At 70.5% G+C, this 13,483-nt stretch carries 16 protein-coding genes; 10 read left to right on the forward strand and 6 right to left on the reverse strand.

What is annotated here, in order from left to right; genetic code table 11:
* Nucleotides 1-11 precede the first annotated feature (11 nt).
* Nucleotides 12-1,232 (forward strand): MFS transporter, encoded by a 1,221-nt coding sequence (locus tag VDQ18_RS07455; protein ID WP_323020346.1) that lies wholly within the window; start codon nt 12-14, stop codon nt 1,230-1,232.
* 118 nt (nt 1,233-1,350) lie between these two features.
* Here the strand turns inward: VDQ18_RS07455 and VDQ18_RS07460 are convergent, their stop codons facing one another.
* The gene (locus VDQ18_RS07460; protein ID WP_323020347.1) at nt 1,351-2,070 is read right to left on the reverse strand and encodes a helix-turn-helix transcriptional regulator; all 720 of its coding nucleotides are present in this window, start codon (nt 2,068-2,070) and stop codon (nt 1,351-1,353) included.
* A 125-nt stretch (nt 2,071-2,195) separates the two neighbouring features.
* On the opposite strand from VDQ18_RS07460, the gene nthA reads away from it, so the two are divergent.
* From nthA to VDQ18_RS07480, 4 genes are all read left to right on the forward strand, one after another.
* Complete coding sequence (nthA, locus tag VDQ18_RS07465; RefSeq protein ID WP_323020348.1) at nt 2,196-2,795, forward strand: nitrile hydratase subunit alpha; 600 nt, start codon at nt 2,196-2,198, stop codon at nt 2,793-2,795.
* Entirely contained in the window at nt 2,792-3,448 is a 657-nt protein-coding gene (gene nthB, locus VDQ18_RS07470; RefSeq protein WP_323020349.1) for a nitrile hydratase subunit beta, read from the forward strand. Before nthA ends, nthB begins: the two co-directional genes overlap by 4 nt.
* Nucleotides 3,435-3,749, forward strand: coding sequence for a nitrile hydratase accessory protein (locus VDQ18_RS07475; RefSeq protein ID WP_323020350.1), 315 nt, complete (start codon nt 3,435-3,437; stop codon nt 3,747-3,749). The genes nthB and VDQ18_RS07475 overlap by 14 nt, the downstream gene beginning before the upstream one ends.
* Nucleotides 3,750-3,812: 63 nt before the next feature.
* Nucleotides 3,813-4,700 carry a DMT family transporter gene (locus VDQ18_RS07480; protein WP_323020351.1) on the forward strand — a complete coding sequence of 296 codons (888 nt, stop codon included), beginning with the start codon at nt 3,813-3,815 and terminating at the stop codon, nt 4,698-4,700.
* A gap of 44 nt (nt 4,701-4,744) precedes the next feature.
* Here VDQ18_RS07480 and VDQ18_RS07485 read toward each other — a convergent pair whose 3' ends face one another.
* Both VDQ18_RS07485 and VDQ18_RS07490 read right to left on the reverse strand, forming a co-directional pair.
* On the reverse strand, nt 4,745-5,881 hold the full coding sequence (locus tag VDQ18_RS07485) for a sialidase family protein (RefSeq protein ID WP_323020352.1): 1,137 nt from the start codon (nt 5,879-5,881) through the stop codon (nt 4,745-4,747).
* A 65-nt stretch (nt 5,882-5,946) separates the two neighbouring features.
* A complete protein-coding gene (locus VDQ18_RS07490; protein ID WP_323020353.1) occupies nt 5,947-6,768 on the reverse strand; it encodes a DUF6544 family protein in 822 nt (273 codons plus the stop codon).
* Nucleotides 6,769-6,896: 128 nt separating this feature from the next.
* Between VDQ18_RS07490 and VDQ18_RS07495 the strand changes: the two genes are divergently transcribed.
* The 5 genes from VDQ18_RS07495 to VDQ18_RS07515 are packed head-to-tail and all read left to right on the forward strand — an operon-like array spanning nt 6,897 to nt 10,395.
* Entirely contained in the window at nt 6,897-7,508 is a 612-nt protein-coding gene (locus tag VDQ18_RS07495; protein ID WP_323020354.1) for a TetR/AcrR family transcriptional regulator, read from the forward strand.
* Nucleotides 7,505-8,254: an enoyl-CoA hydratase/isomerase family protein gene (locus VDQ18_RS07500; protein WP_323020355.1), complete on the forward strand. Its 750-nt coding sequence runs from the start codon at nt 7,505-7,507 to the stop codon at nt 8,252-8,254. Before VDQ18_RS07495 ends, VDQ18_RS07500 begins: the two co-directional genes overlap by 4 nt.
* A 1-nt stretch (nt 8,255) precedes the next feature.
* Entirely contained in the window at nt 8,256-9,701 is a 1,446-nt protein-coding gene (locus tag VDQ18_RS07505; protein ID WP_323020356.1) for an AMP-binding protein, read from the forward strand.
* Complete coding sequence (locus tag VDQ18_RS07510) at nt 9,698-10,042, forward strand: MaoC/PaaZ C-terminal domain-containing protein (protein ID WP_323020357.1); 345 nt, start codon at nt 9,698-9,700, stop codon at nt 10,040-10,042. The genes VDQ18_RS07505 and VDQ18_RS07510 overlap by 4 nt, the downstream gene beginning before the upstream one ends.
* Nucleotides 10,039-10,395, forward strand: a complete 357-nt coding sequence (locus tag VDQ18_RS07515; RefSeq protein WP_323020358.1) for a phosphate acetyltransferase — start codon at nt 10,039-10,041, stop codon at nt 10,393-10,395. Before VDQ18_RS07510 ends, VDQ18_RS07515 begins: the two co-directional genes overlap by 4 nt.
* 84 nt (nt 10,396-10,479) lie before the next feature.
* On the opposite strand, the gene VDQ18_RS07520 is transcribed toward VDQ18_RS07515, so the two are convergent.
* From VDQ18_RS07520 to VDQ18_RS07530, 3 genes are read right to left on the reverse strand one after another with little or no spacing between them, the layout of a single operon-like run.
* Nucleotides 10,480-11,439 carry a HAMP domain-containing sensor histidine kinase gene (locus VDQ18_RS07520; protein ID WP_323020359.1) on the reverse strand — a complete coding sequence of 320 codons (960 nt, stop codon included), beginning with the start codon at nt 11,437-11,439 and terminating at the stop codon, nt 10,480-10,482.
* Nucleotides 11,436-12,107: a response regulator transcription factor gene (locus VDQ18_RS07525; protein ID WP_323020360.1), complete on the reverse strand. Its 672-nt coding sequence runs from the start codon at nt 12,105-12,107 to the stop codon at nt 11,436-11,438. Before VDQ18_RS07525 ends, VDQ18_RS07520 begins: the two co-directional genes overlap by 4 nt.
* The gene (locus tag VDQ18_RS07530; protein WP_323020361.1) at nt 12,104-13,447 is read right to left on the reverse strand and encodes a DUF4173 domain-containing protein; all 1,344 of its coding nucleotides are present in this window, start codon (nt 13,445-13,447) and stop codon (nt 12,104-12,106) included. The genes VDQ18_RS07525 and VDQ18_RS07530 overlap by 4 nt, the downstream gene beginning before the upstream one ends.
* Nucleotides 13,448-13,483 lie beyond the last annotated feature (36 nt).

Below are 13,483 nucleotides of genomic sequence, written 5' to 3' on the forward strand. Positions count from 1 at the left end.
GTCTGCCCGGCATGAACCCGATCCTCGACTCCCGCTATTCCTGGGCGCGCCTCGCGCTGTCGCTGTCGATCTCGACCGTCGGCAGCGTCGGCATGTGGTCGATCATCGCCCTCATGCCGGCGGTCCAGGCCGAGTTCGGCGGCGGGCGGGGCGCGGCCTCGTTGCCCTATACGCTGACCATGACCGGCTATGCGCTGGGCAATGTGGTCTGGGGCCGGCTGCTGGACCGCTTCGGCGTCATCCCGGTGCTGATGGCCGCGGCGCTGTTGACCGCGCTGGGCTACGTTCTGGCGGCGATCAGCCCCTCGATGGCGACGCTGGCGGCGGGGCAGGCGGTGATCGGGCTGGGCGCCGCGGCCTTCTTCGCGCCGCTGATGGCCGATATCTCGCTCTGGTTCCGCCGCCGCCGGGGGATCGCCGTGGGCATCGCCGCCAGCGGCAATTACCTGGCGGGCGCGATCTGGCCGCTGGCGCTGTCGGGCGTCCTGGCCGAGAGCGGCTGGCGCGGCGTCTGCTGGCTGCTGGCCCTGCTGGTGCCGCTGCTGATCATCCCCGCCTCGCTGTTCCTGCGCCGCCGCCTGCCCGCCGAAAGCCTGACCGCCGCCGCCCAGGCCACCGGCCGGGCGCTGCGCGAGGTGCCCTGGTCGCCACGAATGATGACCTGGCTGCTGGCGCTGGCAGGCGTGGCCTGCTGCGTCGCCATGTCGATGCCGCAGGTGCATATCGTCGCCTTCTGCGTCGACCTCGGCTATGGCCCCGCGGTGGGGGCCGAGATGCTCAGCCTCATGCTGATGGGGGGCGTCGCCTCGCGTCTGGTCTCGGGCTTCGTCATGGACCGGCTGGGCGGCATTCCGACGCTGCTGATCGGCTCGATCGGGCAGATGGTCGGGCTGATCCTGTACCTGCCCTTCGACGGGCTGGCCTCGCTTTATGTCGTGAGCCTGATCTTCGGCCTGAGCCAGGGCGGCATCGTGCCCGCCTATGCCATCATCATCCGCGAATACCTGCCCGCGCGCGAGGCCGGGGCGCGGGTCGGCTTCGTCATCATGGCGACGATCCTGGGCATGGCGCTGGGCGGCTGGATGTCGGGCTGGATCTATGACGCGAGCGGCTCTTATCAGCTGGCCTTCCTGAACGGAATCGCCTGGAACGCGCTGAACATCGGGGTGATGGTGACGATCCTGCTGCGCAGCCGTCCGCGGCGGCCCGAGACGGCGCTGGCCGCTGCCTGAAGCGAAAGGAAAAACGGGACGGCGCGGGTTGCACCGTCCCGTACCTTGCAGAAATGTCTATCTGAATGGGGTCAGCCTAGCGCGGGTTGACGCTGAGACAACTGTGACTTGTGACAGGTCACACGGGCAAAAGATGCTGTTCCACGGCGATGGCGATCGCCTCGGACCGCGAGCGGGCGGCCAGCTTGCGGCGGGCGTTGTCGAAATGGAAGCGCACCGTGCGGATGCTGATCGCCGCCTGCCGGGCGATATCGGCATCGCCCTGCCCCAGCCGCGCCAGCGACAGGATCTGCACCTCACGCGGGGTCAGCAGGGCGTTCTCGTCCAGTTGCTGCGCCACCAGCACCCGCAGCCGGTCATGGGCATGTTCCAGCAGGAATTGCAGCCGGGCGCGCAGCGCGGGCCCGGGGTCGGGTGCATTCCCGGCCAGCACCGAAAAGCCGCGGTAGCCATTGGCGCGGTAGACCGGCACCAGAAAGCCCTCGGGGTAGCCGAGACCGGCGGCGAAATCGAGCACCTCGCGCTCGGCGGCACCGGGCAAGAAGCCGCAGCGCCCGGCCCGCAGGTCCGAGATGCTGAACGGGCGGCCCAGCGCCTTCATCGCCCTGAGCGTCGGGTCGCGGTCGCCGAACTGCCGGTCGTAATAGGCGCTCTGCCAGGCCTGCGGCCAGTTGGTGACCATGAATTGCGTGGGATAGGGCGCATCGGGATGCGGCGCGGCGCCGATGGCATAGATCGAGAAACCGTGCGGCTCGGACCAGGACAGCAGCTCGGCGCAGGCGGCGGCCGGTGTCTGGGCCTGCGCCAGCGCGGCGGGAAAGTCGAAGACGTCGGGCATTGCGTCGATCCCCTTGCGCGACCCCTGATGCGAGCCTGCCAGATTCCACGCATCCCACAAGCCCCTTGCGGGGCTTGCGCGCGCGCGCCTTTCGCCTAACGTAGGCCGCTGCCCAAGGAGCCGCCATGCCCCACGATCACGACAACCACCTCGACCCGATGGATGCCCGTGTCCGGGCGCTGGAGACGATCCTGACCCGCAAGGGCCTGATCGAGACCGCAGCGGTCGATGCGATCATCGAGACCTATGCCGAGAAGGTCGGCCCGCAGAACGGCGCCTCGGTCGTGGCCCGGGCCTGGACCGATCCCGCCTTCGCCGAGTGGCTGGAGCGCGACGCGACCGCGGCCGTCGCCTCGATGGGCTTTACCGGCCGTCAGGGCGAGCATGTGCGCGCCGTCTTCAACACGCCGGACCAGCATCATGTCATCGTCTGCACGCTGTGCTCCTGCTATCCGTGGAGCCTGCTGGGCCTGCCGCCGGTGTGGTACAAATCCCCCGCCTACCGCTCGCGCGTGGTGATCGAGCCGCGCGCCGTGCTGGCCGAATTCGGGCTGGACCTGCCCGAGGGCACCAAGCTGCGCGTCTGGGATTCCACCGCCGAGCTGCGCTATCTGGTCGTCCCGATGCGCCCCGAGGGGACCGAGGGCTGGTCGGCGGAGCAACTGGCCGAGCTCGTCACCCGCGAAAGCATGATCGGCACCGGCCTCGCCCGGGTTCCGGCATGAACGGCCCGCATGACCTTGGCGGCAAGATGGGTTTCGGCCCGGTCCTGCCCGAGGCCGACGAGCCCTGGTTTCACGCCCCTTGGGAGGCCCGCGCGCTGGGTGTGGTGCTGGCCTGCGGGGCGCTCGGCCGCTGGAACCTGGACGAAAGCCGCCACGCGCGGGAATGCCTGCCGCCCGCCACCTATTACGCCGCCACTTATTACGAGATCTGGATCCGGGCGCTGGAGGTGCTGCTGACCCGCCACGGCCTGATCACACCCGATGAGCTGGCCATGGGTCACGCGCCCGAAGGCCCGGCCGATGCCCGCCGCCTGAGCGCCGAGCGGGTGCCCGCCGTCCTCGCCCGGGGCGCGCCCTGCGACCGGCAGGTGGACAAAGCGCCGCGCTTCGCCGTGGGCCAGCGGGTGCGGGCGAAGAACGCCCATCCCCGGGGCCACACCCGTCTGCCGATCTATCTGACCGGCAAGGAGGGCGTCATCGACTCCGAACACGGCGGCTTCGTGCTGCCCGACAGCAACGCCCATGGCCTTGGCGAGAAGCCGCAGCGCCTCTATACCGTCGTCTTCGACGCGGCCGAGGTCTGGGGCGCCGACAGCGAACCCGGCCTGACGATCAGCGCCGACCTCTGGGAGGGGTATCTTGACCACGCCTGAGCCCCTCACCCCCGACCACGCCCCGTTCCAGGCCCCCTGGCAGGCGCAGCTCTTCGGCGTGACCGTGGCGCTGGCCGATGCGGGCGTCTTCACCTGGCCCGACTGGACCCGCGCGCTGGGGGCCGAGATCGCCCGCGGCACGCCCTATTGGGAAGCCTGGCTGGTGACGCTGGAGAAACTGCTGGCCGGTCTGGGTGTCGCCCTGCCGCCCGAGGTCGCGGCGCTGGCGCATCTGTGGGAAGAGGCCGCGCATGCCACGCCGCATGGCCAGCCGATCCTGCTGGAGAATGCGCAAGGCTGAGCGCAGACGCCTAAGTCGGCCACGATCCTGTACGGACCGGGTGCGCGCTGATAGACCCGGGGGATGCAGCGCCATCCGAATCTTGCCCTTCTGGGCGTGATCCTCGCCTCGATCGGCTTTGGGCTGGTGCCGCTTTTCGCCCGGTCGCTGACCGATCAGGGCATGGCCCCGCATGCCGTGGCGCTTTACCGCTACACGCTGGCCACGCTCCTGCTGGCGCCGCTGGCCTGGCGCTGGCGGCATCGGGGGCGGGTGCTGGTCTGGGGGCTGGCGGCGGGGCTGCTGATGGGGCTGGGCTGGGCCGCCTATGTCCGCGCGGTCGAGGTGGTGCCGGTCTCGACCGCCGGTGTCCTCTACATGACCTATCCCGCCTTCGCGCTGGCCTTCGCCTGGGCGCTGTTCGGTGAACGGCCGCAGGCCCGGGCGATCATCGCCGCGCTGGTGATCCTGGGCGCCGCGGCGCTGGTCACCGGCCCGGGCAATGTCGAACCGCAGCACCTGCCCGCGCTTCTGATGTCGCTGGCGGCGCCCGCAGGATTCGGGCTCGGGATCGCGGTGCTGGTCCACCGCCTGCCCGAGGTTCCGGCGCTGGTCCGCATCGGCATCGTCTCGGCCGGCTCGGTGCTGGGCCTCGCGCCCTTGGCGCTGGCCACGCCGCTTACCGCGCTGGTGCCGTCGGGCGCCGAGGGCTGGGCCATGGTCGCGGGCATCGGGCTGGGCACGGCGCTGATCCCGCAACTCCTCTACACCATCTGTTCGCCCATGGTCGGCACCGCCCGCACCGCCGTGGCGGGCAGCGTCGAATTGCCGGTGATGTTCGCCATCGGCTGGTTCGCCTTCGGCGAGGCGCTGGGCCCGCGGCAATGGATCGCCTGCGGGCTGGTGCTGGGGGCGATCCTGCTCAGCCCGTCGCGGCGGCCCCGCAGCATCGCCGGCGCGGTGGAGCCGTAGGATGGGTCGTTCCGCGCCCTTCGGCGCAGGTTGACCCATCCTCTTCAGCGCCGGTGCATCACCTCGACGCCCAGCACGGTGGGCAGGTGGCGGGCGATCTCCTGCCAGGTCTCGCCATCGTCCACCGAGGCAAAGACGCTCCCCGAATTGGTGCCGAAGTAAATCCCCGCCTTCTCGGCCTTGTCGGTCGCCATCGCCTGCCGCAGCACGGTGAAATAGGCGTCGTCCGGCAGTCCCGCGCGCATCGGTTCCCACCCCTCGCCCGCCTGCCGCGAGCGCCAGACCGTGGCCTTGCCCTCGGGCGGGGTACGCCCTCCCCATTCGCTCAGCGGCAGGACATAGAGCGTGTCGGGGTCCTGCGGATGCACCGCCACCGGGAAGCCGAAATTCGACGGCAGGCCTTCGGTGATCTCGTCCCAGGACCGCCCCTCATCGCGCGAGCGGAAGACGCCGTTGTGGTTCTGCATGTAGATCACCCGCCCATCGGCCGACCGCACCATGTTGTGCACGCATTGCCCGACATCCTTGGCGCATTCGCCGGTGAACGGGTCGGGCGTCGTCGCCTGATTGGTGCGCCGGTTGCGCCGTTCCCAGGTCGCGCCGCCGTCCTCCGAGGCAAAGACCCCGGCGGCCGAGATCGCCACCCAGAGCTTCTCGCCCTCGCCCAGAATCGTGTGCAGCACCAGACCCGCACCGCCCGGCTCCCAGCTGTCGGCAGAGGGGTGATTGGTCAGCCCCTCGACTCGCGCCCAGGTCGCGCCCTCGTCCTTGCTGGCATAAAGCGCGGCGGGGCGGGCCCCGGCATAGAGCGTGTCGCCCACCTTCGACAGCACCCAGATCGCGTTCATCTGCCCCTTGAAGGGCGCGTCCGGGTTGGGGCCGCGGCCCAGCATCTTGCGGAAATTCTCATCGGCAGCCAGGAAGTCGTCCATCTTGCCGTTGGACAGCTGCGCATGGCTCCAGTTCTGGCCGTGGTCCGGGGATTTCCAGACCGCCACGCCCTGCCATTCGCCGCCTGCCGCGGCCCAGATCGTGCCGGTCTGCGGATCGCCCGTGGCATGGTTCACCGGCCAGCCGTCGCAGAACGGGCCGCTCACCGTCCACTCCTGCCGCGCGCCGTCCGAATCGATCAGGAACAACCCTTTCGAGGTGCTCGCCAGCACCGTCACCCGCTCGTCCATCGAATCCTCCCGTCCGTGGTCGGGCTGATCCTAACACAGTTTCCATACCGGTTGGTCGGTTTCTTTCACCAGCGCGCCGAGGTGATCGTGGCGCGGAAGAAGCCGTCGAAATCGGGCGTGCCCCAATGGTTGCCCAGCTCGACCCGGGTCGGGATGGTGAAGCCGTCGATGGTGCGGCTTTCGAGGATCCGCCCGCCGAAGGGCTGCAGCCGATAACGGTGCTCGGGATTGGCGTCAGACCAGCGCAGCGCCGTGAGGCTCTGGATCGTCCCGTCCGGCGCCAGACTCATGTCCATCGGCTCCCGCCCGGGGAGCGAGACTCGGGCGCTGTCGGGCCCGGTTTCCTCCCAGCGGGCGCCGAACAGGGGCAGCAAAGCGGCGGGGGCCCAGACCGATTCCATCAGCGCCCTTGTCGCGGCCGAACGGCGGTGATCGGCAGTGCCGCCCACCCGCGCCACCGGCAGCAGGCCGTAAAGCCCGAAGCGCGTCCAGCTCTCGGCGCCCGCCAGCCCGTCGGACCCGCCGATCCTGAGCAATCCGCGGCCGAATCCCGCCTGCCAGACGAAAGCCTCGGGCGCCTGCAACACCTGGGTGGCGCGCATCGCCAGCGGGCTGCCGTTCAACAGGAACTCCCCTTCCATCCGCAGCTCGACAACGCGGGACAGCGGCGTTCCGGGCGCGATGGCGCGGCTCAGGTAGCGGCGCGCGACCTCGGGCAGGCCGTCCAGCATCGCCGGATCGAAGCGCGGCGGCGCCGGGTCGCGCCGGTCCAGCAGCTGCCGGGTGACGCGCCCCGCCTCGCGGGAATCGCGGATCGCCAGCAGCGCCAGTCCGGCACCGGCCAGAAGCAGCAGGACCAGCAAGGCAGAGAGCGTCAGTTTCAGCATGGCACACCTCGGCCCTAAGGATGGCGCCATTCCTGCGTCCCGCCTTGATGCAGGGCAAACCCGGAAGGGACTTGACAGATTTTCCTCCGCTTTCAATATGACGACTGATTCAGGTGTCAGGAGTGCCGATGACCGACCCAGCCGCCCGCCGCCCCGTCGCCAGCCGCCCGCGCACCCGTCGCGGGCAGGACACGCGCGAGGGGATCCTCCGCGCGGCCGAGGCGGTGATCGGCGAACTCGGCTTCGCCGCCGCCTCGATCGCCGACATCACCCGCCGGGCGGGGATCGCGCAGGGCACGTTCTACATCTATTTCCAGTCCAAGGACGAAGTTTTCCGCGAATTGGTCATCGAGATGGGCAAGCTGACCCGCGCCTTTCTGGCCGAGGCCGTGGCCGATGCCCCCGACCGCCTGACCGCCGAACGCCGGGGGCTCAGGGCGTTCCTGGGCTTCGTCGGCACCCGCCCCACACTCTATAACATCGTCATGGAGGCGCGCTTCGTCGCCCCCGATGCCTATCGCCAGTATTACACCACCTTCGCCCGGGGCTATGGCCAGAACCTCGCCGCCGCCGTGCGCGAGGGCGAGATCCGCGAGGGCGACGCCGAAATCCGCGCCTGGGCGCTGATGGGCATGGCGATCACCCTGGGCGAGCGCTTCGGCATCTGGGAGGGCGAGGCGGATCTGGACCGCATCGTCGAGGAGGTCTTCGACATGCTGGAACGCGGGCTGAAGCCATGAGTCTGGTGACGCTGGAAGCGGAGGCTGGTGTCGCCCGCCTGACCCTGCACCGTGAGGGGCGCTCGAACGCGCTGACCGCGGAATTGCTGGAGGATCTGCTGGCCGCGCTGGACCGGCTGGGCAGCCCCCGGGCGCTGGTCCTATCGGGCGCGGGCCGCAACTTTTCCACCGGCGGCGATGTGGCGCGCTTTGCCGCCGAGGTTGAGGCAGGGAACGGCCGCGCCTACGCCCAGCGCACGGTCGGCGCCTTGAACGACGCGATCCTGCGGCTGGCCGCCCTGCCCTGCCCGGTCATCGCCCGGGTACAGGGCGCGCTGACCGGCGGCGCGCTGGGGCTGGTGCTGGCCGCCGATCTGGTGGTGATGACCCCCGGCGCCTTCATCCAGCCCTGGTACGCGGTGGTCGGTTTCGCCCCGGACGGCGGCTGGACCGGGATGCTGGCAGACCGCATCGGCGCCGACCGGGTGCGGGCGCTGCACCTGCTGAACGGCCGGGTCACGGCGGGCGAGGCGCAGGCGCTGGGGCTGGCGCAGGCGGTCAGCGGCGACCCGGACGGGGTGATCGCCGGTTGGCTCTCGGTGCTGGCCGCGCATGAGCCGGGCAGCATGGCGGCGGTGAAGCGGCTGCTGGCCCGCGATCCCGCGCCCTCGCTGGCGGCGGAGCTGGCGGCTTTCGTGGAGCGGATCGAGGCACCCGAGGTCCGGGCCGGGATGGCCCGTTTCCTGCAGTCGCTGGAGAGGGCGTGACATGGGCCTGATCCCCGACCTTTCCGCCCGCCGCGCCCAGCTTTCGCCCGGGGCGCCCGCCTTCATCGACCATGAGACCGGCGACGTCTGGTCCTTCGCCCGCGTGGACGAGGCCGCGGCCCGTCTGGGCGCCGCCCTGTTGGAAAGGGTGCCGAGGGGCGCGCGCGTGGCGATCCTCTGCCACAACCGGCCGGAATTCTTTGTGGCGCTCTTCGCCTGCCAGAAGGCCGGGCTGATCCTCGCGCCCCTGAACTGGCGCCAGCCGGTAGCGGAACTGCTGCCGGTCGTGGCCAGCGTCAACACGGCGCTGGTCCTGCATGACGAGACCTTTGCCGGCTCCGCCGCCGAGCTGGGCCTGCCCACGATGGCGCTGGTCATCCCCGATACCACCCCCCTGCCCCCCGCCCCGGTGGATGAGGACCTGCCGTGGTACGTCCTCTTCACCTCGGGCACGACGGGGACGCCCAAGGCGGTGATCCAGACGCCGCGCATGGTGGCGGCGAATGCGGTGAACATCGCCCAGGCCATGGGGCTGACGGCGCAGGACCGGACGGTCAATTTCCTGCCTCTGTTCCACACCGGGGGCATCAACCTCTTCACCATGCCGCTGTTCCTCTGGGGTGGCGTCTCACTGGTCTTGCGCAAGTTCGACGCGCCGGTGCTGCTTGATCTGATGGCCAATGGCGCGGTGACGCAATTCTTCGGCGTCCCGGCGATCTATCAGGCGCTGATGCAGATGGACCTGTCCAAGGTGGACCTGACCGCCTGCAAGGGCTGGGCCTGCGGAGGCGCGGCCCTGCCCGAGGCCACGATCCGCTTCTTCGCCGACAAGGGCGCGCTGATCTGCAACGGCTTCGGCATGACCGAGACGGGCCCCACCGGCTTCCTGATCGACCGCGAGGCGGCGATTGCCAAGATCGGCAGCGTCGGTAAGCCGCAGATGATGACCGAGGCACGGCTCGATGGCGTGCCGGAGGGCGAACCCGGGGCGGGCGAGCTGCTGTTGCGCGGCCCCACCGTGACGCCCGGCTATCTGGACAATCCGCAGGCGACCGAGGCCGCCTTCACCGCCGATGGCTGGCTGAAATCGGGTGATGTCGCGGCGCGGGACGCCGATGGCTATTACCGGATCATCGACCGCATCAAGGACATGTACATCTCGGGCGGCGAGAACGTCTATCCGGCCGAGGTGGAGAAAGTCCTCATCACCCATCCCGCGATTCTGGAGGCCGCGGTGATCGGCGTGCCGGATGCGCGCTGGGGCGAGACCGGCGTCGCCTTCCTGATCGCGCGGCCGGGACAGGCGCCCGACCCCGCCGCGCTCACCCCCTGGCTGCGCGAAAGGCTCGCCGCCTACAAGCTGCCCAAGGCCTTCCATGTGGTCGAGGATTTCCCCCGCACCGCCGCCGGGAAGGTCCGCAAACCCGACTTGAGGAAACTGCTGTGACCGAAACGCTCTGGACCCCCACGCAGGCCGAGTTCGACGCCTTTGCCCGCGTCTCGGGCGATGACAACCCGATCCATGTGGACCCCGATTTCAGCGCCCGCACCCGCTTCGGCCGCACGGTCAGCCACGGGATGCTGATCTATTCGCGGCTCTGGGCGATGGTGCGCGCGGCGCATCCCGGGCGGGGGCATTCGATGCAGGAGATGATGTTTCCGAACCCCGCCTATACCGGCGAAACGCTGGTTCTGACGGTCGAGGGCGAGGCGCCGGAGGTCGCGATGCGCGCGGTGCGGCAGGCGGACGGGGCGGTGTGTTTTCAGGGCAAGGCGGTGCTGGCATGAAGCCCGGGGATTTCGCCGAGGTGACGCGCCGGTACTCTGGCGCCGACATGGCCGAGTTCGCGGCTCTGGCCGGGGGGGCCTTGCCGGACCATGTGCCCGAGCCGCTGATCGGCGCCTTGTTCAGCTATCTGCTGGGGGTGAAGCTGCCCGGGTTCGGGACGAATTACCTGAAACAGAGCCTCGATTTCCGCGGCGCGGCGCCCTTGGACGTGCCCCTGACCGCGCGGGTCGAGATCACCCGGCTGCGGCCCGACAAGCACCTGGTGGATCTGGCGACGACCTGCCGCCTTCCGGACGGCACGCTGATCTGCGAGGGCCGGGCGCTGGTGCTGGCCAAGGATGTGGGGGCCTGACGAGCTGAGGCGCTGAGGGCGGCGCCCGCCCCGGGGGGGGGCGGTGCGGGCGCTGCCCGGCGTGCCGCCGGGCGGGACAGTAAGCTATCCCCGAAACTCGATCCTGAACCGCGCGCCCCTGTCCGAAGGCAACAGCATGATCCCGGCCCGATGCGCCTCGAGCAGGTTGCGCACGACCGAGAGGCCCATGCCGGTCCCGCCTTCGTCCCTCCGCGTGGTGAAGAACGGGTCGAACACGCGCGAGGCATTCCCGACCGAGATCCCGCGGCCGTCATCCGCCACCTCGACCCAAGGCCCGGGCTCGGCCCCCGCGCTCAGCACCACCCGTCCCGCGCCATGCTCCGCCGCGTTGCGCAAAAGCTGGCCCAGCACGATCCGCAGCCCCTCGGCCGCCAGCGGCACCACACCATCGGCGGCGACCTCGACCGCCAGCTCGGGGAAATCCGCCGCCAGCTCTGGCACCACCTCGCCCAGCTGCGAGACCCCCAGATACCGCACCTCCCGCGCCTGCGCCGCGCGCCGCAACGCTGCCAGCTGCGCCTCGATCTGCGCCCGGGCGCCGTCGATCTGCGCCACCAGCGCCCGGTCGTCCTCCCCCAGCCCGCCGCCGTCCTCCAGCAGTTCCACCGCCGCGCGGATCGCCGAAACCGGGGTCTTCAGCTCATGCGTCACATGGTCGGTATGGGCGCGGATCGTCGCCTCGCGGTCCCTCAGCGCCTCGGCCATGGCGATGACCCGCTGGCCGGTGCGGTAGGTCTCGCGCGTGCCGAAATGCCGGGGGCGTTCGGGCGTGGCGGCGCTTTCCTGCGCTTCGGCATAGGCCTCCAAGGCCAGCGTCGGGCGCAACAGCAGCCGCCATTGCAGCCAGCCGATCCCGCCGGTGCCCAGCGCGATCAGCGTCGCCAGGATCATCTCGGCATGGCGAAAACCGATGGCGGGGCCAAGGTAGCGCAACGCCACCAGCCCGAAGAAGGACAGCGCCAGCGTCCCCGCCAGCCCGCCCCCCAGCACGAAGGCCAAGGACGGCCGCCAGCGCGACGTCACGCGCGGACCCCCGTGCGGATCCCCTGCCCGTGGACAGTTTCCAGCATCCCTTCGCAGCCAGCCTCGGCCAGCTTGCGGCGCAGGTTCCTCAGGTGGCTGTCCAGCGTCCGGTCCGAGACGGCGCTGCGCGCGCCCCAGAGCGCGGCGACCAGAACCGGGCGCGTGACCAGCCGCCCGGGCGCCGCCATCAATTGCGCGAGGATCTGGAACTCGGTGGCGGTGAGCGGCACCTCCACCCCCTCGGCCCGGCATTGCCGCGCCTCCAGATCCAGCACCAGCCCGCCCAGCGCCAGCCGCTGCCCCGGCGCGCCGCCCGCGCGCTTGAGGATGGCGCGGACGCGGGCCACCACCTCGCGCGGGCTGAAGGGCTTCGTCACGTAATCGTCGGCCCCCAGTTCCAGCCCCAGCACGCGGTCGATTTCATCGTCGCGGGCGGTCAGGAACAGGATCGGCACCTCGGACGTGGCGCGGATCCGGCGGCAGGCCTCGAACCCGTCCATCTCGGGCAGGCCGACGTCCAGGATCACCAGATCCGGCCCCTCACGCGTCACCGCCGCCAGCGCCGCGCGCCCGTCGCCCGCGGTCACCACCGCATGCCCCGCGCGTTCCAGCGCCAGCCTGAGCAGGTCGCGCAACCGGGGGTCGTCATCGACGATCAGGATCTTCATGCCGCAGCCTCCAACGCCTGAAGAGTATGGCGCAGCCGCCAGGCCCGAAAGCCCCAATCCCGCCAGCCCCGGGTCACGGGTTCGTGCCTGGCGCTGCAGCTGCCCAGGCGGAAGCCGGGGGGCGGCGCGTTCTCGGCCTCGGCCCAGGCCAGCGACGCCATCGGCCCCAGATCGCAAACGTAATTCGGGTCGGCGTTGGGGTGGGCAAGGTTCTGCGCGGCGATGATCCCGGCGAAATTGACGAAACAGGCGACATAGAGCGTCGCGAGCCCCAGCCCCCCGGCCCGGACCAGCAGCCAGAGATTGCCGCGCCCGGCCAGCACCTGCCACAGGCAGAGCCCCAGCCCCGCCGCCACCAGCGCCATCCAGATCAGCGCATGCAGGCGCAGATAGGTCAGCCCGTAGGCCTCAATATAAAGGTCAAGCCGCAGCGCCGCGGCACCGCACAGCACCATGTTCTGCCCCAGCCACAGCCCCAGCAGCGGCTTGACCGCCGGATGCGCCGACAGAAACGGACGGGCGGCCAGCGCGAAGGCCCCAGCCAGCATGGCGGTGGCCAGCAGCGGATAGGCGCCGCGATGGGCGTAATCGGCAAAGCTCATCCCCTCGGGCAGGTCGGCGCCTGCGATCAGGATCGACAGGTCGGTCAGGGTCTGCACGCCGATCACCAGGTTGAAGAGGATCAGCGCCCGGATCACCGACCCCGCGCTGAGCCCGCTGCCAGGCAAGCGCAGCTGAGGGGCGGTTGCCGCGGGCCCGGGGGTCAGGAGGGGCGCGACCAGCAGCGCGGTTCCGCCCCAGAAGAGCCCCCGCTCCAGCGCGGCGAAAAGGTCCAGATCCAGCGAGAGAAGCTGCGACAGCACCGGGTTCGCATCCATCAGCAGCGCGATGAACACGGCGCTGCCCCCCAGCGGAAAGGCCCAGAGCGCTACTTGCCGGCGGATCGCCCCGGCCTCGGTCGGCAGGGCGCGGATGGCACGCAGGCTCCGCCCGGGATCGAGCGGCGCCAGCCAGCGCCCGGGCAGGGCCAGCGCATAGCCGAGCGCGGCGCGCAGCGGGCCATGCACCCAGGCCAGCGCCACGATCAGCCCGGCGGCGAGGAAGGCGAACGACAGCGCCTGAAGCATCTCGATCACCGGCAGCGCGGCGGCGAGAAGCAGCAGGCCGGGACCGACAAGACGGCTGAGCGGACGGACCGACCAGCTGGCGGCAACGAAGATGGCAAAGGCGTACAGCGCCAGCGACAGGCCGGGAGCCTGCCGCCAGAAGAGGAAATCGCCGAGAAGGACAAGAATGGCCAGCGCGGCCAACCGCGCGAGGAGGGAAACAGGGGTCTGCATGAAAGGCTCCGGGTCAAGGTGGATCGCCTCACCCTG

The organism is Pararhodobacter sp. (assembly GCF_034676075.1).
In the GTDB taxonomy this organism is placed as follows: domain Bacteria; phylum Pseudomonadota; class Alphaproteobacteria; order Rhodobacterales; family Rhodobacteraceae; genus Pararhodobacter.